Genomic DNA, 20640 nt, shown 5'->3' on the forward strand with positions numbered 1-20640 from the left:
TGTTGCGGCCAGCGCCCCCTGTCCGCTAGACTCACCCCTCCACTGACGCACGAACGACCCAACCGATGAAAATCCTGCTTATCGAGGACGACCCCAAGACGTCGGACTATGTCTCCAAGGGCTTCTCGGAGGCGGGGCATGTCTGCGATGTGTTCGCCGATGGTCGCGACAGCCTCTTTCAGGCGCAGCGGGAAGCCTATGACGTCATCGTCGTCGACCGTATGCTTCCCGGCCTCGACGGGCTTGCGATCGTGCGCTCCCTGCGCGCCGCCAGGATCGGCACGCCTGCTCTGTTTCTGACATCGATCGGCGGCGTGGACGATCGGGTCGAGGGGCTGGAAGCGGGAGGTGACGACTATCTCGTCAAGCCTTTTGCCTTCTCCGAGCTTCTCGCCCGCGTGAACGCGCTCGGCCGCCGGCCGCCGGTGCAGGAGCAGAAGACCGTTCTGAAGGTTGCCGATCTTGAGCTCGATCTCATCCGGCGGGAGGCCCGCCGCGCCGGGCAGGTCATCGAGCTGCAGCCGCGCGAATTCACCTTGCTCGAGGTGCTGATGCGCGGCGAAGGCCGCGTCATCACCAAGACGATGCTGCTGGAGCGGGTCTGGGACTTCCACTTCGACCCGAAGACCAGCGTCGTCGAGACGCATATCAGCCGGCTGAGGGCGAAGGTCGACAAGCCGTTCCAGACGCAGCTTCTCCACACGGTCCGCAATACCGGATACAGCCTGCATGCGCCTCGCTAAGCTGCCCAGGAGCACGCCGTTCCGGCTTGCCGTCACCTTCGGCGTCCTCTTCGTCGTCACTTTCATTTTCAGCGGCGCGATCATGTACCACATGCTGCGCGGCGGCCTCGAGCGCGACCTGGAGCAATCGCTCCACGAGATGAACTCGCTGATCGCCTCGGCCTACGAGGCGCACGACACCGAGGACCTCGTCAACACGCTGAACAATTATGCGAGCTTCCAGTCGACCTCCGACGGGCTCTATTCACTGACGGACGCCAGCGGCCGCAAACTTGCCGGTAATTTCGCCGCACCCAGCATCCCGAACGGCGTCTATACCGTCACATCGAGGGACGTTGGGCTGAAGGGCCACGAGCGCTACCGGATGCAGGTCTCCAAGATCGGCCCCTATACGCTTGTCGTCGCCGAAAACTTCAACGATGTCGACGAAATGCTGAGGATCGTCCTCGTGAGCTTCGAATGGGCGGCCGCGATCGTCGTGACGACGGCCATCGGCGGCGGCGTCTTTCTTGCCGCGCGTGCCCAGGCGAGACTGGACAGGGTCGCCCGCACCATGAACGACGTCTCGCACGGCGAGCTTCAGGCCCGCATCCCGGTCAGCGGAAACGGCGACGATCTCGACGCGGTGGCAATCCAGATCAACGCGGCGCTGGAGCGGCTCCAGACATTGGTCGAGAGCATGCGGCAGGTGAGCGCCGACATCGCCCACGATCTCAAGACCCCGCTCAACAGACTGCGCCTGACGCTGGATGCTGCGGCGGCGCGAAACGACCGGCAGCTCGACGTTTCCACCCTCCTCGACGAGGCGAGAAGCGAGAGCGACCGGATCAACGCGACTTTCGAGGCGCTCCTGCGCATCTCCCAGATCGAGGCCGGCGCCCGCAGGGAGCGTTTCCAGGCGACCGATATCGACGATGTGCTTGCCGTCATTTCCGAAGTCTATGCCGACGTCGCGGAAGACGCCGGCCAGTCTCTGGCCATCTCCGGCCACAGTCCGGCGGTCGTCTGGGGCGACCGCGATCTGCTGACGCAGATGATCGCCAATCTCGTGGAGAACGCCATCAATCACTGCCCGGCCGGAACGGTCACCACGCTGTCGCTTCGATGCCGGGACAATCGCGCCATCTTGACGGTCGCCGACAATGGCCCGGGTATTCCCGCCGAAGAGCGGGACAAGGTCTTCCGCCGCCTCTACCGCCTCGACAAGAGCCGGACGACGACGGGAAGCGGCCTTGGCCTCAGCCTGGTCAAGGCGATTGCCGACCTGCACTCGGCTGAGATCGTCGTGGGAGACAACCATCCCGGCCTCATGATTTCGATAGGCTTCCCGCTGCTGCCGGCCCATCTTTCTGGCCTCTCATCCTCCACGCCACGAGCCGGATGAAGCGGGCCGCAAACCGGCGCGCCTCAGCCGCCGCGCGATACGGCAGGACGCTCCATGGCCGGCGGCGGCGGCCAATCCGGTAGGTCGAGAGGCCCGCCTGTATCTGCGAATGCGCGTCCGCCCGCTGGCTCACCGGAACCGGATCGACGAAGCAGGCCCTGAGCCCCTCGTCGAACTCCAGATCGAGCGCGATATCGTAGGGCAGCCGCATCGGAAGAAGCATATCGGCAATCCAGCCGGCGGCCTTGCGATTGACGAGATAGGCGCCCGATCCCTTCTCGCGGGTGAGCGCGATCGCCAGCGAGCGGGAGGCCGTCAGCGGCGTCACCCTATGCTTGCGTCCGCGGTTCACGGTGGAAAGACGCAGGATATCCCAGGATTCCTTACGCTCGAGCGCGGCGGCGAGCACCTCGGCGAAGTCGTCGTCGATGTCGAGGTCGTCTTCGAGAATGAGAGCGAATTCGCCGTCGCTGGCAAGGAACTTCCGCGCGCACTCGACATGGCTGAGATAGCAGCCGATCTCGAAGGGATTCGGCCTGCGGCCGTGCCGGCGCAGATAGGATTTCGCGTCGAAATCGCGACGCGGCAAGGCAATCGCCACGCCGTCGAAAGCCGCGACGCGCTCGAATTCGATACCGATCTCTGCGAGCAGGCGCTCCATTCGAAACCGGCGGATCTCCGCCCGGTCGAGATTGATGAGGTAGGTCTTGATCCGCAGGCTGACCGGATGAACGGCCGAAACGACATCGGCAGCTGTGGCACGCATATTCATGGAGAACTGGCCTCGACTTGGGTAGTTACGATTGCACCCAAGCCTGCGCCCGAAAACTCACCGGGACTTCGCCCGAACTATACAATTTCGTAAAGCGCGCCCGTCTCTGGCGATCCGGCAAGTGCGGGCCAGGCCTTCAAATCCGAGAATGACGGGTTGAGATGGCGTCCGGCAACGGCTATCTCAGGCAAACCTCAGGCGGGTCCTCCGCAAAAGACAAGGCCACAGCTTCATGATCCCAGATTTCCTCGTCACCCATTCCGGTGGCTTCCATGCCGACGAGTTGCTGTCGAGTGTCATCCTGACCCGGCTTTTCCCCCAGGCGCGCATCGTCCGCAGCCGGGCGCCGGAATGGATCACACCGGGTGGAGACCGCATCATCTACGATGTCGGCGGCGCCTATGACGCAGAGGCGGGGATTTTCGATCACCATCAGCGCGGCGCGCCGCTCAGGGAAGATGGCCAGCCCTACAGTTCGTTCGGGCTGATCTGGAAACACTATGGCCGTGATTATCTGGCCGCCGCAGGGCTTCCCGAAGAGCATATCGGGCTCGTGCACGCCTCCTTCGATGCAAGCTTCGTGCTGCCGATCGATCTAACGGACAATGGCGCGCTCAGCCCCTCCGGGCCGCTGGCCGGCCTCACCCTGCCCGCGCTGCTGGAAACACTGAAGCCGGTTTTCGACGATCGCGGTCCCGAGGCCGACGATCGCGCCTTCCACGCGGCACTTACCGTCGCCCGCAGCTTCGTCGAGGCGAAGATCGCCCAGAGCGCCGCGAAATTGCGGGCCGAGGCGCTCGTGCATCGGGCAATCCTCGATAACGGCGAAGGGCGCGTTCTCGAACTGCCAACCGGAATGCCTTTCCGTCCTGCGATCGTGAAGGCCGGCGCCGACCATCTGCTTTTCGTCGTCCACCCGCGCGAAAAGGATTGGTGCGTGACCGGCATCCGCCGCACCGACGAAGGCTTCGAGCTGAGGGCGGATCTGCCGGCGGCCTGGGCTGGCCTCACCAATGGCGAACTGGAGGCCGTCTGCGGCGTCGGCGGCGCAAGCTTCTGCCATAACGGCCGCTTCATCGCCGCCGCGAGGACCCGAGAGGCGGCGCTCGCCATGGCCAAGCTTGCCGTCGAGGAAGCCGTTTCCGGCGGAAAAGCCTGATAGCGTCCGTCACGTCCCTGGCAACGTGACCCGGAGATGCCGCAATCATTGCGCTATCGCCCCCTTCCCGGTCGCTGACTGGCTGTATAGTTTCATCGGCGCTAACGCCCAAATGAGAGGTTTCCTGTGAGTGTCGGCCTGATTGCCCTTCTTGATGATGTCGCAGCGCTTGCCAAGGCTGCGGCCGCTTCTCTCGACGATGTGGTTGCCCAGGCCGGCAAGGCCGGCGCAAAAGCCGCCGGCGTCGTGATCGACGACACTGCCGTCACGCCGCGCTATGTCACCGGCTTTTCGCCCGCACGCGAATTGCCGATCATTGCAAAAATCACGCTCGGCTCGCTCAAGAACAAGATCCTGTTCCTCCTGCCGGCCGCGCTGATCCTGAGCCTTGTCCTGCCTCAGGCCATCACGCCGCTGCTGATGCTCGGCGGGCTTTACCTCTGCTACGAGGGCGCCGAAAAAGTCTACGAGCTTGTCTTTCCCCATGCCGCGCACGCCCACGAGGCCGAGCTCGATGTGGGCAGCGTCGATCCGAAGGCCTTCGAGGATGAGAAGGTGGCAGGCGCCGTCCGGACCGACTTCATCCTGTCGGCCGAGATCATGGCGATCACCCTGGGTTCGGTTCCCGAAGCGGGCCTTGCAATGCAGGCGCTGGTGCTCGCCATCGTCGGCATTGCGATCACCGCCGGCGTCTATGGCGTCGTCGCCTTGATCGTCAAGGCTGACGATTTCGGGCTCTGGCTCGCCCGGCGCGCGCCTTCGTCCCCAGCGGGCGCTCTTCCCCGCATGTTCGGCCGCGGCCTCGTGCAGGGCATGCCTTATCTGTTGAAAGTGCTGGGCGCGGTCGGGACGGCAGCGATGATCTGGGTCGGCGGCGGCATCATCGTACATGGCGCCGAGGAGTTCGGGTTCGGCTGGCCGAGCCATCTTCTCCATGATGCCGGCGAAAGTGCCGCCCATGCGCTCCCGGCCTTTGCCGGATTGGTGTCCTGGCTGGTTCAAGCCGCAGGCTCCGGCCTCATCGGCATCGCCATCGGATTGGCGGCGATCCCTGCCGTCAGCTTTGCCGTGGTGCCCGCATGGCGGTGGTGCTCGACACGCATCCGCAAGATCAGGGCCGCATAAGATAAAAACCAAAGCGCGCCGCATGAACCAGGTTCGATGCGGCGCGCTTCGGAAAGTGCTTAGTTCACGCTCTTGTCGACCAGCTTGTTCTTGCCGATCCAGGGCATCATGCCGCGCAGCTTGGCGCCGACTTCCTCGATCTGGTGGCTGTCGTTGTTGCGGCGGATGCCCTTGAAGCGGGCCGCACCCGAACGGTATTCCTGCATCCACTCGGAGGTGAACTTGCCGGTCTGGATGTCCTTCAGGACGCGCTTCATCTCAGCCTTGGTTTCTTCGGTGATGATGCGCGGACCGGTGACGTATTCGCCCCACTCGGCCGTGTTGGAGATCGAGTAGTTCATGTTGGCGATGCCGCCTTCATAGATCAGGTCGACGATCAGCTTCACTTCGTGCAGGCACTCGAAATAGGCCATCTCAGGCGCGTAACCGGCTTCGGTGAGCGTTTCGAAACCGGCGCGGATGAGCTCGACGAGACCGCCGCAGAGAACGACCTGTTCGCCGAAGAGGTCGGTTTCGCACTCTTCGCGGAAGTTGGTTTCGATGATGCCGGAACGGCCGCCGCCGACGCCGCAGGCGTAGGAGAGAGCGAGTTCAAGCGCGTTGCCGGAAGCGTTCTGGTGAACGGCAACGAGGCAGGGAACGCCGCCGCCCTTCTGGTATTCGCCGCGAACCGTGTGGCCCGGGCCCTTCGGCGCGATCATGACGACGTCGACCGAAGCCTTCGGCTCGATCAGGCCGAAGTGAACGTTGAGGCCGTGAGCGAAGGCAATCGCAGCGCCGTCACGAATGTTCGGAGCGATGTCGGCCTTGTAGATGTCGGCCTGCAGTTCGTCCGGGGTTGCCATCATCATCAGGTCGGCCCAGCCGGCAGCTTCGGCAACCGTCATGACCTTGAAGCCGTCGGCTTCGGCCTTCTTGACTGTGGGCGAACCGGCCTTGAGAGCAATGACGAGGTTCTGGGCGCCGCTATCCTTGAGGTTCAGCGCATGGGCACGGCCCTGCGAGCCGTAGCCGATGACGGCGACCTTCTTGGCCTTGATGAGGTTGAGATCGGCATCACGATCGTAATAGACGCGCATTTGAAGTTCCTTCCCTTGTGCTTGTCTTGTTGACTGTCAAAAAAGCGGGTTAGCCGAGAACCGGCATTTCCGCCAGAACCTTGTCCGTGCCGTAGAGCCGGAGGAAGGCGGTCACCGCCCTCTCCGCCTGGCGCGCGGTATCCTTGAGGCCGGGTTCACCGAGCAGCATGCGCACATGCAGATCGGAAACGACAAGGCCGTAAAGCGTGTGATAGGCTTCGTCGGCATCGGAAAACCGTAGGAGCCCTGCCCTTTTTCCGGCATCGATCAGCGCCATGGCGCGGCGGTCGATCTGCCGGCGGCCGCGTTCGAGCAGAAGCTTGCCGAGCTTGGAGCCGTCGCGGTTGGACTGGCCGATCGCCAGCCGGTTCAGCGCCAGCGAGACGTCGCCGGCCAGAACCTCCAACAGGTCGCGTGCGAAGATGACGACGTGGTCATGCAGGCTTGCCGCCGTCAGCCGCTCGCCGTTGCGCTCGAAGGTGCGCACCTTGCTCGCCTGGTAGGCGATCATCGCCGACAAGAGGCCGTCGCGGTCGCCGAACCACTTGTAGAGGCTTTCCTTGGAGCAATTGGCGGCGCGCGCAACCCCCGAGGTCGTCAGCGCCTTCTCGCCGCCATCGACGAGCAACCGCAGCGCCTGCTCCAGAACGGCGTTCTGGCGCGGCGAAAATTCGCTCGGCTCTGCGGTATCGACGGACACGGTCATGGCTCCCAGATAAGTACCGTACGGTACGGTTCGTGAGCTTTATGATGCAAACCGATCGGGCCGTCAAGAAGCGGCGACAGATTTTTATGACCGATATCGCCGGGAAATACCAGAATTGCAAGGCGCGCCTGCCGGGGAATCGCATAATGTCGCGCCACGCCATTTGCCCCGGGGAGCCTTCCATGCCGCGCCTGCCTGCCGCCCTTCTCCTAGCCGGAACGCTGCTGCTCGCAACGACGCCGCTTGCCGCCGGCGCCTTCGCCCAGACGGACAACGAGGTCTATAACAAGATCGAGGAGTTGCACGGCGATGCCACCGGCTTCGACCGGCCGCTGCGCCAGCTCGTTCAGGCGATGCGCTCGGGCGACGCCGAGGCCATCGCCGGCCTTGCCGAATACCCGCTGACCGTCAAGGCGAACGGCGAGACCTACGATGTCGAGAACGCCGAGGATTTCGTCGAGAATTTCGACGATCTGGTGACGCCGGAGACCCGCAGCGCCGTCGGGCGTCAGCAATACAAGGATCTCTTCGTCAGCAGCGATGGCGTGATGATCGCCAACGGCGCCGTCTGGATGGGTGCGGTCTGCGAAGACGACGCCTGCCAGGACAGCCATTGGGCGATCATCGCCATCAACAATTGAAATCCGGCGACGGGGAACAGCCAATGAAATACCGGATATCAGCCGCAATCATCGCCGCAGCCCTCGCCATCGCGGCGAACGCACAGGCCGCGGAGACGCGCTGCGGCTGGATCGAGAACCCGACGCCTGCCAACTGGTGGCTAGAGGATGCGGAAAGCACCTGGACGATCATGACCCAGGGCGAGGATGCCGATGCGGTGGAAGGCATGGACCTGATCCCTGACATATCCGAGCATGATTACGTCAGCACCAACGGCAGTTACGGCTATGCCTGCGCCTGCATGAGCGTGGAGACCGACGGCAAGGACCGCATCACGAAAATCCTCTCCTTCCGCCAACTGAAGCTCGCCAAATGCCGCAATGACAAGGCGCTGAAACTTCCCGGCTGACCGGAGCGTGAATCGAAAAACAGAGAGCAGGCAGCCTACGACGCCGCAGCGCAGCCGCCGGTCGGCGGAGCTTCTTCCTGCATCGTCTTGTCGATCGCGTATAGCTTCGCGAAACCGGCATCCTCGATGAGCGTCAGGCCCTCTGGCATGACGTTGCCGACGTAGAAGTCGGGAATATCGGCATTCGCGACCAGGACAAAATCGAACCGCCTGCGCCAATCCGACAGATAAGGCGCGTAGTCTCTGTACTCCCGCATCACCGAAGGGCATGAAAGCACGCCGATCGGCGGCAGGTTGCCTTCCGGAACCGCGATCTCGGACCACGGCGGCAGCACGGAGAGCGGCTGCTTGCCTTTGGCCGTGAAAAGCGTCGGCACGAAAGCATGCGACAAGGGCACGGCAAGCGTCGGCAGATGCCGGAATGTATCCAGCCCCCAGGCAAAATGCCGGCTGGAATGTGCGAGGTCGTTGATCGCCACAGGTTCGTGCCCGAGAGGCAGGATGGCTGCGCCGGCCGGCACTTTTTTCAGTACGGTCTCGACGGCGGCGACGTCCTTCTGCGCCAGCCACCAGTTCCAGCCGATCCAGCCGGTTCGGCCGAAGACCGCGAGATTGACGACGAGCGCCAGCAACAGCGCCTGCCGGCGCGTCAGATTAGCAAAGGGGCACACCATCGCCATGGCGACGAGCGCCGTCATGATTGGAAAGCGCCAGCTGACCCATCCAGTGCCGAGCATATGGCGCGGCGAAACGCAGGAGAGCAACAGCAACCCGCAAGCGGCGACGGCAAGCCCGGCATGAATGCGGATGTCGCCCGCCCGCGCAGCCCGGGTGCAGATGAGGATCAGCGGCAAAATCAGCACGACATCCACCGCCGGGGTATAGGTGCTGACGGCCGAGAGCAGGTTGATGACCATCAGGGCGACGCCATCGTTCCAGACGAGGCCAAGGCCGCTCCCGCCGTCGCTCGGCAATGCAGTGGTGCGGAGATAGAGCGCGAGCGGCGGCAGGACGCAGGCCCCGATCGCCAGCGCCAACCGGCCGGCGAGGCTGGTGATCCCCGCCCTCGACCGCAATATGTCGATGCGCCAGGAAAATTCCAGGCCGCAGACGATCGCCATATAGAAACCGAGCGAGAAGATGTGCATGACCGTCAGCAGCAGACCAGCAGCAAGCCGCCAGGCGAAAAGCATGGCGGGGTTGCCGCGCTGCAGCCGCAGATCGGCGCAGGCGAAGAACAAGGCCATGCCGAGGCCGATCTGGAAATTGATGAAGCCGCCGACCATGGTGGCGCACCAGCCAAGCGACAGCATGGCGATCTGCCAGTAGTGCCGGCCGCCGAACAGTGCGCGGTGCAGGGCAATCGCGCCGAGCGGCGGCAGTACGATCGCCAGGAAAAGCGAAGCCCGCGCCAGCCCGTCGGCGCCGATGAACGGCCCCAGCCAGGTGGCTAGCAGGTCGATCCCGACATTGGTGAAGGTGCGGTTCCAATCGACGGCATAGATCTCAGGAAACGGCTGCTCGCCGATGCCGCCCGAAAGCAGCCAGATACGAGCGTAGTGATTGGCATAGTCGAGAACAGGCGGGAAGCGAAACAGCACGACCAAGGCCGCGGCAAACGCAACGAAAACGGCGATCGCAATCGTTGAATCCTGCCTCGCGGTCGATGCATCGGGCGCGGCTGCGACCACATCAGGTGCGGTGATCTGGGCCATTATCCGATCCGGTTGTTCTTTTGCGGCCGCGGCGGCTCACCGGAAGCCAGGACCGCATCCAGCGCGGCGCGTTTGTCGCTTGCGCTCATCTCGGAAAAAACGGCCGGCAGTTCGGCGTGTTCGCTGCCGCGCAGGATCGTCTCGATCATGAACATCGGCCGCCTCTTGCTCTCCTGCACCAGGCGGCCGAGATACTCGCCGATGATGCCGATGCAGATCAGCTGGATGGCGCTGAAAGCGCTGACGGCGGCCATGATCGACGACCAGCCGGTGACCGTTTCGCCTTGCAGCCAGCGAACATAGGTATAAAAAAGCAACGCGATCGCAACGCCGGCGCTGATCATGCCGAGCCATGTGGCGATGCGCAGCGGCGTCGTCGAGAAGCTGGTGATCGCATCGAGCGCGAAATTGATCATCTTGCGTAGCGGATATTTCGTCGTGCCGGCATAGCGCGCGTCGCGCTCATAAGGCAGAGCCACCTGCCTGCCGCCGATCCAGCTGACCATGCCGCGGATGAAGCGATCGCGCTCCGGCATCGCCAGCAGGATATCGACGACGCGCCGGCGCATCAGCCGGAAATCGCCGGTATCGCGCGGAATGGTCACCGATGCGAGCCTGGACAGCGCACGGTAAAACAGCGAAGCCGAGGCGAGCTTGAACCAGGTTTCGCCCTCGCGGCGGGTGCGCTGGCCGTAGACGACATCGGCGCCGCGCTCCATGATCGGCATCATCATCAAGAGCAGTTCGGGCGGATCCTGAAGATCGGCGTCGATCAGAAGCACACGCTCGCCCCGTGACGCGGAAAGACCCGCCGTCGATGCCAGCTGGTGGCCGTGATTGCGCAGGAGACGAATGCCGAGCACCTCAGGCACGTCGGCCGCCAGGGCCGAAATGATCTCCCAGGTGCCATCGGACGAGCCGTCATCGACGAGAATGAGCTCGAATGCATCGCCGGCAACGCTGCGAGCAGCGGCGGTGGCGCGACGGCAGAACTCGCGCAGGCCCTCTTCCTCGTTGTGACAAGGCGCGACGATGGAAAGAAATGGTGTTTGCGTCATCCGGACATCGGTGCCTGCTTGATGTTTCGCGCCAGACTAATCGCGAAACATCAAACATCCTTTAATGGCAACCGCGCCGAGATCTCTGCCGAACTTACGATGCTCTATTCCGCCGCCATGATTTCGCGCGCGCCGTCGACGTCGCGGGCGGGTGATGCGCCATAGAGGCGGCTGTATTCGCGGCTGAATTGCGATGGGCTCTGATAGCCGACGCGGTGGCCGGCCGTGCCGGCGTCGAGCCGCTCGACGAGCATCAGCCGGCGCGCCTCGTGCAGGCGAAGCTGCTTCTGATACTGAACGGGCGTCATCGCCGTCACCGACTTGAAGTGGTGATGGAAGGACGACGCGCTCATGCTGACGCGCTCGGCAAGGTCTTCGATGCGCAGCTGTCGCGCGAAATTTTCCTTCAGCCACGCGACGGCGCGCGCGATCCTGTTGCTATGGCTGTCTGCGGTAGCGATGTTGATCAGCCGCGCTCCATCAGGCCCGGTCAGCACGCGGTAGAGGATTTCCTGCTCGATCAGCGGCGCCATGGCCGGAATATCGCCTGGACGATCGAGCAAGCGCAGCAGGCGGATGGCGGCGTCGAGCAGTTCCGGCGGCGCGACGTTCACCGCCATCCCGCGCTGCCCATCGGTATGGGCGGCCGGGCGCGGAATATCGATGCGGCTCAGCAACTCCAGCAGCTTTTCGGAATCGATTGCCAGCGCCAGGCAGAGATGCGGAACCTCCGGGCTCGCCTCCGTGACGCGCCAGGCGACGGGCAGGTCGAGCGAGGTCAAAAGATAGTCCCCGGTCCCGTAGCTGATCAGTTCCGTGCCGAGGCGCAGGCTTTTGGCCCCCTGAAGCACGAAGGCAAAGCAGGGCCGGTAGCTGCTGTGCAAGGGATTGCTCGGCTGCGACCGGCGGCTGATATGGAGATTGCCGATCGCAGTCGAGAACTCGCCATCGCCGGGCGCGAAGCGCATCGCGATGTCGACGATTTCCTGATAGGGGCTAAAAGGCAAAGTCATGCGGCAACTCTTTCTGTCAACGGTCCGACGCCGGCCATACCGACCTTATCTAGAGTGCCTTGGCCATTTCGCAAACAGGCAGGCGCCTCACTTTTGCAGGATCATGCAAAAAGCTGAGAGGATCGCTCTAACCCTCGCACGCGGTTCCGGGCAATAGTCCACCATCCCTTTCAACCCCTCCCAAAAAACGAAAAGGAAGGTTCCCATGCCTATCGCAAGAGGCTACGCCGCAACCGACGCTTCCAAGCCGCTCACCCCGTTCACCTTCGAACGCCGCAACCCGAATCCCGATGACGTCGTCATCGACATCAAGTTTGCCGGCATCTGCCATTCCGACATCCATACCGTCCGCAACGAGTGGAAGAACGCCGTTTACCCGATCGTGCCCGGCCATGAGATCGCCGGCATCGTCTCGGCCGTCGGTTCCGCCGTCACCAAGTTCAAGGTCGGCGACCGCGTCGGCGTCGGCTGCTTTGTCGATTCCTGCATCGGCTGCGCCGAGCGCGACCTCGATCGCGAGCAGTATATGCAGGGTCTTTCCGGCACCTATAATGACTTCGAAGCCGACGGCAAGACGCGCACCCAGGGCGGCTATTCCGACTCGATCGTCGTCAAAGAAGGTTATGTCATGTCCATCCCGGACAACCTTCCGCTCGACGCCTCCGCGCCGCTGCTCTGCGCCGGCATCACGCTCTACTCGCCGCTGCGCCACTGGAATGCCGGCCCCGGCAAGAAGGTCGCGATCGTCGGCATGGGCGGCCTCGGCCACATGGGCGTCAAGCTCGGTTCGGCCATGGGTGCTGACATCACCGTTCTCTCCCAGACCCTTTCCAAGAAGGAAGACGGCCTGAAGCTCGGCGCCAAGGAATATTACGCCACCAACGATCCGGAAACCTTCACCAAGCTCGCCGGCACCTTCGATCTGATCATCTGCACCGTCAGCGCCGAGATCGACTGGAACGCCTATCTCGGCCTGCTGAAGGTCGACGGTTCCTTCGTGGTCGTCGGCGCGCCCGAGAACCCGATCCCGGTGCATGCCTTCTCGATCATTCCGGGCCGCAAGAGCATCTCCGGCTCGATGATCGGCTCGATCAAGGAAACGCAGGAAATGCTCGACTTCTGCGGCAAGCACAACATCGTCTCGGAAATCGAGAAGATCAACATCGACCAGGTCAACGAAGCCTATGAACGCGTCCTGAAAAGCGACGTCCGCTACCGCTTCGTCATCGACATCGCCTCGCTGGCGGCTTGAGGAAATGGAAGGCGGCTCCTTCGGGGGCCGCCCACCGGCTGGGCGGGCTAGATCAGTCTCCAGCGAAGCCACAACTTTCGCCCGGGCGATTGGATCGAGATGGCGATGAGGTGCGCGGCTAACAATGACGGGGGTAGAAGGAAAACGGCCAGGGAAATAGCGTCTCGGCTGCACTCGCCACCCCACGAGGTATGTCCGAGCCCGAGATAGTTGCGCAAGGCAAAACAATCGCCCACCCCAAACGTTGCGAGCAAGATCAGCATCGGTATGTGCACGAGGTAGAGCGGGTAGGAAATTTCACCCATCCAGGTAGCGAGACGTTCGAGCCCCGCATGTCTTGCCAACCCCAGGCCGAACCAGATGATCATCGGGTGAGCGGCAAATGCCAGGAGCAGATAGTATTTCCGCTCGGTGAGGACGAATCCCGAATAAAGCGCCACGAGCGCGGCCACCAGAATTACGCCGGCCCAGGCGGCAAGCCTGATGCGGAAGCCTCGTCGCCAGAGATGACTGAGAAGCACTCCGCCGTAGAAAGATGCCAGTACCCGTGGAAAGCCGCCAAGAATATCGCTCCAGACGGAGCCTGGCGGGTACCGAAAGTACCACATCGCAACGACGAACGCCGGCGCTGACGCCGCGACGATGAAAACAGCCACCCGCAGACGCGCCGCAGTAACGAGAAAGACCACGTTGGCCACGACTTCAAAAAACAACGACCATGCCGGCCCATTCAGGGGCAGAATGCCAAGGACAGTGTCCGACGGCGCCGGAAGCATGAACAGGCTGGTAACGGAGGAAACGGCAAAAGCGCTAGCGCTCCAGTTTTGAAGGCGACCAATCAACGGGAAAACCGAGATAGCGCCCAGCAATGTGCAGGCGAGATAGACGGGATACAATCGCGCGATACGGTGACTGATGAAGTCTCGGCGGCCACCCGTCTGCAACAGCGTCTCGCCATACCTTTCCGCCAAAACGAAGCCGCTCAACATGAAGAAGAGATCGACAGCAGCATAAGCAATGGGGAATGAATGGCTGGAATGGTAGATCAATACGAGTATTGCAGACGCGCCGCGCAATAAATCAAGCATCCAGAAACGACGGCTTCCCTCAGCGGCTACCTCATTCTCCATGAAAAGATCTCACGCTTTCTTCCGCATAAGACTTATCGTTATTCGATACGGAGATCTTTAGCGAGGAAATTGCTCTGCGTCGACGCCATATGCCGTCGGATCAGTTCCGCACCGCAAGTATACGCGAACAGGAAAGCCCCACTCGGCATCGCTTCCCAAGGCCACGGCGATAACATTGGCGACAAACACGATTGCGCAAGCAGGGCTTCCTCGGCTGATCTTTTGCGTAGCGCGGATTTTTCACGACACACCCTCAGCGCTCCCCCGCAGCCGCCGGAGATATTCCACCGGGTTGAAGGGATCAGGCCCCGAACGCGGACGCAGGCGCGGAGGCCCGGCCGCCGGGGCGTAGTGATCGAAAGCGGTTTCCATGGTCCCCGCCCCGCTCGTCAGCCCCGGCAATTGCTGCTGGACGCTTTGGACCATCTGGGACGCCATGGTGCCTTCCAGCCGGGCCACACCATCTGTGATCACCGAATCCGTCGTCATCGCGGCCGATTTCGCCAGCAGAGTGAGCACACCGCTCAAGCTCTCCATGGGCGCCTCGAGATGAAAGCGGTCGACCGGCTCGCAGAGGACGGTCTGCGCGGCCGCTAGCGCCGTCGCCAGCACCCAGGGCGTCAGTTGGCGGAAATCGGCGGCGGTGCTAGCGGGCGAACTGTGCCTGGCCGCCGTCATCGCCACGTGGCAATCGATGACCTGCCAGCCTGAAATACCTTGCTTCAGCGTTTCGAACACGGTTTCCTCGACCGCCCGGTAAAAGGCGACCGGCATCTGGCCGACATCCACTTCGAGCGCAAAGCTGTTGCCCGTCCCGGCAGGACGCGGCTCGACACGCAGGCCGATCGTCGCGAGAAACGGATTGGGCTCCTTGAAGAGGATCTGCAGGCCGGCTCCGATGCCCAGAGGCCTCTCGACCAGGATGACCGTGCTTTCCTCGAACCCGGCCTCGAGGCCGAAATCCGTCAGCAGGGTCGATTGGACAACCTCCTTCTGCACCTCACCGTAGAGCGAGACGAAGACTTCGTCCATCGCCTCGTTCCGGCGCAGATTGATCAGGGGATCCTGCTCGGCCATCTGGTTCAGTGCCAGCCAGAGCGCCGCCTTTTCGGAAGGCCGCCGGGCAAAAACACGGGTTTCGAGCGTCGGCGGCGCGAAGTGAGCTCGACCACCCGTGGAATCACAGCCCACGACATCGCCGATACGCGCGCCGGCAAGGCCGCTGACGCGGGCGATCTGACCGGCGCGGAGGCTCTCGGCGCCATGAACCCGGCCGGCCTCGAACACATGGATCGCGGTCACCCGTTCCGGGCCTTTGGGCAGGTGGAGATGTTGCCGGAGCCGAACCGTGCCGGAGGCGAGGTAGATGTAGGAAAGCTTTTCCCCGCCCCAGCCGCGTTCGATCTTGAAGATTCTGCCGGTGACCGGTCCATCCGGGTCGGGACACTGCTCGGGCAAGATCGTCGCAATCGCCGATGCCAGAGCTGACATGCCGACGCCGGTCATCGCGGCGCCCGCCAAGACTGGATGCACGAGGCCGCGCGCCACCTGATCGGCAAGGCAGCGCCCGAGCCTTTCCTCGGTCAGCAGCTCGGGTGCGAGCACATAGTCATCGAGTAGCTTCTCATCGTTTTCCCCGAGCGCCTCGCAAAGCGCCGAAAAAAGCGGCTCATCTCCCGGAGCGAGCGCCTCCACCCGGGCAAGCTTGGCTCCGGCATCGATCACCGAAGACATGGCGATCGGCCGGACCGAGAGCTGCACCGCTAGCGCCTCCACCACCTCCTGATATCGGGCGCCGGGACGATCGACCTTGTTGACGAAGAAGACGAAGGGAACGCCAAGCCGCCGCAGCGCCCGCACCAGCACGCGCGTCTGCGCCTGCACACCTTCGACCGCCGAAACGACGACGACCGCGGCATCGAGCAATCCGAGCACCCGCTCGACCTCGGCGATGAAATCCGGGTGGCCGGGCGTGTCGATCAGATTGACGGTCCTGTCGCCGATCTTAAACGACACGACTGCGGCCCGGATCGTGATGCCTCGCTGCCGTTCGAGTTCGAGACTGTCCGTCTGCGTATCGCCGGTATCGACGCTGCCGAGCCTGTCGATGACGCCGGCGTTAAAAAGCAGTCTTTCGGTAAGGCTAGTCTTGCCTGCATCCACATGGGCGAGGATGCCCAGATTCAAAGTTCGCATGAACCACCAACTTCTCAGAAATTCGGATGTGATTTTCGTGAGAAGTGACTCGGCGCATTGGAACCTCTATCCGTTGTTACGGCTGGATGCGGCATCCCGGGTGATGGGAGACGCGAGCGGAATGCTAAGGGCGTGTCGGGAGATGTGTCAAGGTTGGTGCTATCGCATTTACGGCGCGGGCGCGCATAGCTGGATTCTTCCGCAATAGTGCCGTGTGGCGCCCCCCTCTGCCCTGCCGGGCATCTCCCCCACAAGTGGGGAGATTAGTTGGGCGCAATGGTTTCCCCAAACAACTAGCGTCACGGTCCGGCGAAATGGTAGTTGGACACGAAGGTCTGGCCTCTTGCCAATCTCCCCCCTTGTGGGGGAGATGCCCGGCAGGGCAGAGGGGGTGACCCCACGGCACGCCCTCTTCCTCTGTCTTCCAACCTAACCCGACGAAGCCTACCCCTCCTCCCGCATCGTCTCCCGCTGCGTAATGAGCCGGGCGCTATGCTGACCGCTGAGATAGATCCACAGCCAGCTCCAGGCGACGGAGAAGCGCGATCGGGTACCTATCAGGAAGTAGATATGAGCGAGGCCCCAGATCCACCAGGCGATCCAGCCCTTGAGCTTGATCCGGCCGAAATCGATGATCGCCGCGCTCTTCCCGATCGTCGCCAGGCTCCCCTGATGCCTATATTTGAAGGGTGCCGGCGCCGGCTTGCCCGAGAGACGCGCGCGGATGACCTTGGCGACGTAGCCGCCCTGCTGCTTGGCGGCGGGCGCGATGCCCGGCACCGGCTTGCCGTTCTCGCGCAGAACCGAGGCGGTATCGCCGATGACGAAGATGTCGGGCAGGCCGGGCGCGCTCAGATCCTTTTCGACGACGACGCGCCCTGCCCGGTCGGCTGGCGCCTCAAGCCAGCGAGCCGCCGGCGAGGCGGTGACGCCCGCCGCCCAGACGATCGTCCGGCTCGGCACGATGGTCTCGCCGATCTGCACGCCGTCAGCGCTGCACGCGGTCACCGGCTTGCCGAGAAGCACCTCGACACCGAGTTTCTCCAGCGCCTTTTGCGCATAGGCCGAAAGCTCCTCTGCGAAGGTCGGCAGCACGCGCGGGCCGGCCTCGACAAGCACGACGCGGGTCTTGCGCGTGTCGATGTTGCGGAATTCCTTCGGCAGGGTGAAATGCGCGAGTTCGGCGATGATGCCGGCAAGCTCGACGCCGGTCGGCCCGGCGCCGACGATGGTGAAGGTCAGAAGCGCATCGCGCACGGCGGGATCGGCCTCCATCTCGGCCTTTTCGAAGGCGAGCAGCACGCGCCGTCGGATCGTCGTCGCATCCTCCAGCGTCTTCAGGCCAGGCGCCACCGGCTCCCATTCGTCACGGCCGAAATAGGCATGCGTCGCCCCGGTCGCCAGAACCAGCGTGTCATAACCGAGAGTCATGCCGTTGCGTAACGAAACCGTCTTTGCGCCGCTGTCGACGCCGGTGACCTCGCCGAGCAGCACCGTCACGTCGGGCCGGTCGGCATAGAGGCGACGGATCGGCCAGGCGATTTCCGAGGTGGAGAGAATGGTCGTCGCGACCTGATAGAGCAGCGGCTGGAAGAGATGATGGTTACGCCGGTCGACGAGCGTGATCTTCACGCCTGCGCCCTTCAACCCGTTGACGAGCTGCAGCCCGCCGAAACCGCCGCCGACAACGACGACATGATGATCGCCCATAACCTGCCCCTTTGCGCCATTTCGCTGAAAGCCAATGTGGCCTTCGCCGCAAAGGTTGCAACCGCCGTTTCGGCATGTCTCCCCTGCGCCGATCGCAGTCGAGATTACCGGATGCTGCTGCAATCCGGCGCGGCAAAGCTTATGGAGCGGAAGTCAGGCCAAGATGTAACTGCCCAGGCCGAGCGTCGGTCGAGCTGCGGCATGGACATGCCGTTCGGACGGGTCGCAAGGCGCTGATCGGCCCGGAACCAGTTTACGGCGCAGATGCGTTACCTGCCGATCAATAGGGACCGACGCACTGGCGACGCGGCCCGTGATAGGGCTGGAACGTATTGTCGAACGCCCTGTACGACCGATAACGCGCATAGCACCAGTTCTCGTGGTTGCCGCCTCCGCCATAGTAGGCAGACGATGCGTAGGCCCGATAGGGACGGCCATAATAGCCGTACCCCGAGCCATAGTAGCGGTACGGCGAACCATAATAGCGGTAGGGCGAACCGTAGTAGCCGTAAGGCGAGCCGTAATAGGCGAAGGGCGAACCGTAATAAGAACCGCCATAATAGGGCTGGGCCAATGCGCCGCCAATGATGGTGCCGACGGCCAGACCACCCAAGGCCCAGCCCCAGCCCGATCCACCATGATGATGGCCGTAATACCCGCCTCCGTAATACCCGCCCCCATGATAACCGCCACCCCAGTGGCCGCCATGGCCATGCCATTGCACTTGCTCTATTCGCGCCGGTGCTTCGATCCTGGGTGGGTTGATGGCCGGAAACGCTTGAGCGGGCGTGATGCCGGGGGCACCTATGATCAAGCATAACGCGGCACCGGTCAGCTTTCTCATGATCGTTCTCCTCCTCCAAGTGGGGGGAAATACCTTACCCCCTCCTGAACCAAAGGTGAACGTAATATGTCGAAAAACGTTCCGTAGAGAGACAAATTAATCGCTAGCGATGGCGCGCCAAGGATTATCGGCTCCTGTGGCATTCCAACCTTGCCTTTTCCAGACAAGGTCGGGTGCCAGACGCTCATCCGCGGTTCACCGGACATACCCCACAGGTACCGCCATTCCATGTTTCAATTCTTCCATCGAAATCGATGCCGAAACGTCGAAGAGTTCCAGCTTTCGCACGATCTGCTTATAAATCACGTCGTAATGCTCGACGCGCGGCAGTACGATCTTCAGGATATAATCGTGGTTTCCGGTCAGCCGGTGCGCCTCGACGATCTCGGGAATATCACTGATGATCCGGCGGAAGCTTTCCGTCCATTCGTCGGAATGGTGCGCCGTCTTGACCAGCGCGAAGACCGTCGTCGGCACGCCCATCTTTTCCCGGTCGAGCACGACGATGCGCCGGGCGATATGGCCGCTCTCCTCCAGCCGCTGGATGCGCCGCGAGCAGGCCGAGACCGAAAGCGCCACGCGCTCGGCGAGATCGGTCACGGATATGCCTGCATCCTTCTGCAGCGTGTCGAGAATACGTCTGTCGCGATCGTCCAGCATGTCCATTGCGCCCTGATTTTGCGTGAATTCCGAAAACCGCGCAAAGTCCTAGCACATATCCCGCACTAGGGACAAACAACGCAAACACGCCGCGCCGGGATTGCGGCATGATTTGAGCAGTTGAAGCATGGGAGCATGAAGAGATGGAAACGATCGGCCTGATCGGTGGCATGAGTTTCGAAAGTTCGGCGGTCTACTATCGCCTGGTCAACGAGATGGTGCGCGCCCGCAAAGGCGGCCTCGCCTCGGCCGAGCTGATCCTGCATTCGGTCAATTTCGAGGAAATCGTCGCGCTGCAGAAGGCCGGCGACTGGGACATGGCCGCCCGCCGCCTCGCCGATGTGGCTCTGCGCCTGCAGGTAGGCGGCGCCGGCTGCGTCCTCATCTGCACCAACACCATGCATCTGATCGCCGACGAGGTTGCGAAGAAGATCTCCGTGCCGCTGATCCACATCATCGACGAGACGGCGAAATCGCTGAATGCGAGCGGCCGCAAGCGTCCGCTGCTGCTTGCCACCCGCTACACGATGGAGCACGGCTTCTACGCCGAGCGCATGAAGGGCCTCGGTCTCGACATCATGGTGCCGGACGCTGCCGACCGCACCATCGTGCACGACATCATCTTCAACGAGCTCTGCGCCGGCAGGGTGCACAATAGTTCGCGCGAGAAGCTGATCGCGATCATCGACCGCGCCATGGAAAAAGGCGCCGATAGCATCATCCTCGGCTGCACCGAGATCTGCCTGATCCTCGATCCCGATCGCCTGCCGCTGCCGGGTTTCGACACGACCACGATCCATGCCCGCGCGGCGGTGGAGTTCGCGCTTGGGGCTGAAGAAGAAGCGGAAGAGGAAGCCGCCTGAATTGCAGCGACAATTTAGTTGACTCAGTCCACTAAATAGATGACGAATATCTTCGTTCGGAGATTCCGTCGTTTGTAGACGTAGTCGGCCACCTCTCTTTCGTCATGCTCTGGCTTGTGCCCCGAGCATCTGCAACCGTTCGATAGGGCAGCAGATCCTCGGCACGAGGCCGAGGATAACGCCGAGTAAAGAGCGCCGTTT

The 20640-nt window shown here is 62.8% G+C and carries 19 protein-coding genes; 8 read left to right on the forward strand and 11 right to left on the reverse strand.

Annotated elements, in window-relative coordinates:
* The first annotated feature begins 65 nt into the window (after positions 1-65).
* Positions 66-743 carry a winged helix-turn-helix domain-containing protein gene (locus NE852_RS14330; RefSeq protein ID WP_008533573.1) on the forward strand — a complete coding sequence of 226 codons (678 nt, stop codon included), beginning with the start codon at positions 66-68 and terminating at the stop codon, positions 741-743.
* Positions 730-2127: a HAMP domain-containing sensor histidine kinase gene (locus NE852_RS14335; protein WP_258155741.1), complete on the forward strand. Its 1398-nt coding sequence runs from the start codon at positions 730-732 to the stop codon at positions 2125-2127. The genes NE852_RS14330 and NE852_RS14335 overlap by 14 nt, the downstream gene beginning before the upstream one ends.
* Here NE852_RS14335 and NE852_RS14340 read toward each other — a convergent pair.
* The gene (locus tag NE852_RS14340) at positions 2051-2899 is read right to left on the reverse strand and encodes a glycosyltransferase family 25 protein (protein ID WP_258155742.1); all 849 of its coding nucleotides are present in this window, start codon (positions 2897-2899) and stop codon (positions 2051-2053) included. The genes NE852_RS14335 and NE852_RS14340 overlap by 77 nt on opposite strands.
* A gap of 232 nt (positions 2900-3131) precedes the next feature.
* Between NE852_RS14340 and NE852_RS14345 the strand changes: the two genes are divergently transcribed.
* Both NE852_RS14345 and NE852_RS14350 read left to right on the forward strand, forming a co-directional pair.
* Positions 3132-4058 carry an MYG1 family protein gene (locus NE852_RS14345; protein WP_008533569.1) on the forward strand — a complete coding sequence of 309 codons (927 nt, stop codon included), beginning with the start codon at positions 3132-3134 and terminating at the stop codon, positions 4056-4058.
* A 126-nt stretch (positions 4059-4184) separates the two neighbouring features.
* Positions 4185-5183 carry a DUF808 domain-containing protein gene (locus NE852_RS14350; protein ID WP_008533567.1) on the forward strand — a complete coding sequence of 333 codons (999 nt, stop codon included), beginning with the start codon at positions 4185-4187 and terminating at the stop codon, positions 5181-5183.
* Between the two features lie 59 nt (positions 5184-5242).
* On the opposite strand, the gene ilvC is transcribed toward NE852_RS14350, so the two are convergent.
* Together ilvC and NE852_RS14360 are read right to left on the reverse strand one after the other, a co-directional pair.
* Positions 5243-6262, reverse strand: coding sequence for a ketol-acid reductoisomerase (gene ilvC / locus NE852_RS14355; protein WP_004668557.1), 1020 nt, complete (start codon positions 6260-6262; stop codon positions 5243-5245).
* Between the two features lie 49 nt (positions 6263-6311).
* Positions 6312-6968 carry a TetR/AcrR family transcriptional regulator C-terminal domain-containing protein gene (locus NE852_RS14360; protein ID WP_258155750.1) on the reverse strand — a complete coding sequence of 219 codons (657 nt, stop codon included), beginning with the start codon at positions 6966-6968 and terminating at the stop codon, positions 6312-6314.
* Positions 6969-7150: 182 nt separating this feature from the next.
* Here NE852_RS14360 and NE852_RS14365 point away from each other — a divergent pair, with 182 nt between their 5' ends.
* Together NE852_RS14365 and NE852_RS14370 are read left to right on the forward strand one after the other, a co-directional pair.
* Positions 7151-7609 (forward strand): hypothetical protein, encoded by a 459-nt coding sequence (locus NE852_RS14365; RefSeq protein WP_037174610.1) that lies wholly within the window; start codon positions 7151-7153, stop codon positions 7607-7609.
* Between the two features lie 23 nt (positions 7610-7632).
* Positions 7633-7998 carry a DUF4087 domain-containing protein gene (locus tag NE852_RS14370; protein WP_008533556.1) on the forward strand — a complete coding sequence of 122 codons (366 nt, stop codon included), beginning with the start codon at positions 7633-7635 and terminating at the stop codon, positions 7996-7998.
* 35 nt (positions 7999-8033) lie between these two features.
* Here the strand turns inward: NE852_RS14370 and NE852_RS14375 are convergent, their stop codons facing one another.
* From NE852_RS14375 to NE852_RS14385, 3 genes are all read right to left on the reverse strand, one after another.
* The gene (locus NE852_RS14375; RefSeq protein ID WP_008533555.1) at positions 8034-9713 is read right to left on the reverse strand and encodes a hypothetical protein; all 1680 of its coding nucleotides are present in this window, start codon (positions 9711-9713) and stop codon (positions 8034-8036) included.
* Positions 9713-10771, reverse strand: a complete 1059-nt coding sequence (locus NE852_RS14380) for a glycosyltransferase family 2 protein (protein ID WP_008533554.1) — start codon at positions 10769-10771, stop codon at positions 9713-9715. Before NE852_RS14380 ends, NE852_RS14375 begins: the two co-directional genes overlap by 1 nt.
* 104 nt (positions 10772-10875) lie before the next feature.
* The gene (locus NE852_RS14385) at positions 10876-11784 is read right to left on the reverse strand and encodes an AraC family transcriptional regulator (protein WP_008533553.1); all 909 of its coding nucleotides are present in this window, start codon (positions 11782-11784) and stop codon (positions 10876-10878) included.
* A gap of 205 nt (positions 11785-11989) precedes the next feature.
* Between NE852_RS14385 and NE852_RS14390 the strand changes: the two genes are divergently transcribed.
* Entirely contained in the window at positions 11990-13036 is a 1047-nt protein-coding gene (locus tag NE852_RS14390) for an NAD(P)-dependent alcohol dehydrogenase (RefSeq protein ID WP_008533551.1), read from the forward strand.
* A gap of 47 nt (positions 13037-13083) precedes the next feature.
* On the opposite strand, the gene NE852_RS14395 is transcribed toward NE852_RS14390, so the two are convergent.
* From NE852_RS14395 to NE852_RS14415, 5 genes are all read right to left on the reverse strand, one after another.
* Complete coding sequence (locus NE852_RS14395; RefSeq protein ID WP_008533548.1) at positions 13084-14166, reverse strand: acyltransferase; 1083 nt, start codon at positions 14164-14166, stop codon at positions 13084-13086.
* A gap of 240 nt (positions 14167-14406) precedes the next feature.
* Complete coding sequence (locus NE852_RS14400) at positions 14407-16362, reverse strand: translation factor GTPase family protein (protein ID WP_008533546.1); 1956 nt, start codon at positions 16360-16362, stop codon at positions 14407-14409.
* A 444-nt stretch (positions 16363-16806) separates the two neighbouring features.
* Positions 16807-18072, reverse strand: a complete 1266-nt coding sequence (locus NE852_RS14405; RefSeq protein ID WP_008533545.1) for an NAD(P)/FAD-dependent oxidoreductase — start codon at positions 18070-18072, stop codon at positions 16807-16809.
* A gap of 280 nt (positions 18073-18352) precedes the next feature.
* Positions 18353-18916 carry a BA14K family protein gene (locus tag NE852_RS14410; RefSeq protein ID WP_258155751.1) on the reverse strand — a complete coding sequence of 188 codons (564 nt, stop codon included), beginning with the start codon at positions 18914-18916 and terminating at the stop codon, positions 18353-18355.
* A 195-nt stretch (positions 18917-19111) separates the two neighbouring features.
* Positions 19112-19576, reverse strand: coding sequence for an Lrp/AsnC family transcriptional regulator (locus NE852_RS14415; RefSeq protein WP_037174608.1), 465 nt, complete (start codon positions 19574-19576; stop codon positions 19112-19114).
* Positions 19577-19719: 143 nt separating this feature from the next.
* On the opposite strand from NE852_RS14415, the gene NE852_RS14420 reads away from it, so the two are divergent.
* Positions 19720-20439 carry an aspartate/glutamate racemase family protein gene (locus NE852_RS14420; RefSeq protein ID WP_258155752.1) on the forward strand — a complete coding sequence of 240 codons (720 nt, stop codon included), beginning with the start codon at positions 19720-19722 and terminating at the stop codon, positions 20437-20439.
* The last annotated feature ends 201 nt before the right edge of the window (positions 20440-20640 follow it).

Origin of the sequence: Rhizobium sp. Pop5, assembly GCF_024721175.1 — a bacterium.
Lineage (GTDB): Bacteria > Pseudomonadota > Alphaproteobacteria > Rhizobiales > Rhizobiaceae > Rhizobium.

Coding starts and splice junctions, on each gene's coding strand:
- NE852_RS14365 (WP_037174610.1), top strand. CDS start 7,151: ATGCCGCGCCTGCCTGCCGCCCTTCTCCTAGCCGGAACGCTGCTGCTC.
- NE852_RS14415 (WP_037174608.1), bottom strand. CDS start 19,576: ATGCTGGACGATCGCGACAGACGTATTCTCGACACGCTGCAGAAGGAT.
- NE852_RS14375 (WP_008533555.1), bottom strand. CDS start 9,713: ATGGCCCAGATCACCGCACCTGATGTGGTCGCAGCCGCGCCCGATGCA.
- NE852_RS14400 (WP_008533546.1), bottom strand. CDS start 16,362: ATGCGAACTTTGAATCTGGGCATCCTCGCCCATGTGGATGCAGGCAAG.
- NE852_RS14370 (WP_008533556.1), top strand. CDS start 7,633: ATGAAATACCGGATATCAGCCGCAATCATCGCCGCAGCCCTCGCCATC.
- NE852_RS14390 (WP_008533551.1), top strand. CDS start 11,990: ATGCCTATCGCAAGAGGCTACGCCGCAACCGACGCTTCCAAGCCGCTC.
- NE852_RS14340 (WP_258155742.1), bottom strand. CDS start 2,899: ATGAATATGCGTGCCACAGCTGCCGATGTCGTTTCGGCCGTTCATCCG.
- NE852_RS14420 (WP_258155752.1), top strand. CDS start 19,720: ATGGAAACGATCGGCCTGATCGGTGGCATGAGTTTCGAAAGTTCGGCG.
- NE852_RS14330 (WP_008533573.1), top strand. CDS start 66: ATGAAAATCCTGCTTATCGAGGACGACCCCAAGACGTCGGACTATGTC.
- NE852_RS14405 (WP_008533545.1), bottom strand. CDS start 18,072: ATGGGCGATCATCATGTCGTCGTTGTCGGCGGCGGTTTCGGCGGGCTG.
- NE852_RS14395 (WP_008533548.1), bottom strand. CDS start 14,166: ATGGAGAATGAGGTAGCCGCTGAGGGAAGCCGTCGTTTCTGGATGCTT.
- NE852_RS14345 (WP_008533569.1), top strand. CDS start 3,132: ATGATCCCAGATTTCCTCGTCACCCATTCCGGTGGCTTCCATGCCGAC.
- NE852_RS14410 (WP_258155751.1), bottom strand. CDS start 18,916: ATGAGAAAGCTGACCGGTGCCGCGTTATGCTTGATCATAGGTGCCCCC.
- ilvC (WP_004668557.1), bottom strand. CDS start 6,262: ATGCGCGTCTATTACGATCGTGATGCCGATCTCAACCTCATCAAGGCC.
- NE852_RS14385 (WP_008533553.1), bottom strand. CDS start 11,784: ATGACTTTGCCTTTTAGCCCCTATCAGGAAATCGTCGACATCGCGATG.
- NE852_RS14360 (WP_258155750.1), bottom strand. CDS start 6,968: ATGACCGTGTCCGTCGATACCGCAGAGCCGAGCGAATTTTCGCCGCGC.
- NE852_RS14380 (WP_008533554.1), bottom strand. CDS start 10,771: ATGACGCAAACACCATTTCTTTCCATCGTCGCGCCTTGTCACAACGAG.
- NE852_RS14335 (WP_258155741.1), top strand. CDS start 730: ATGCGCCTCGCTAAGCTGCCCAGGAGCACGCCGTTCCGGCTTGCCGTC.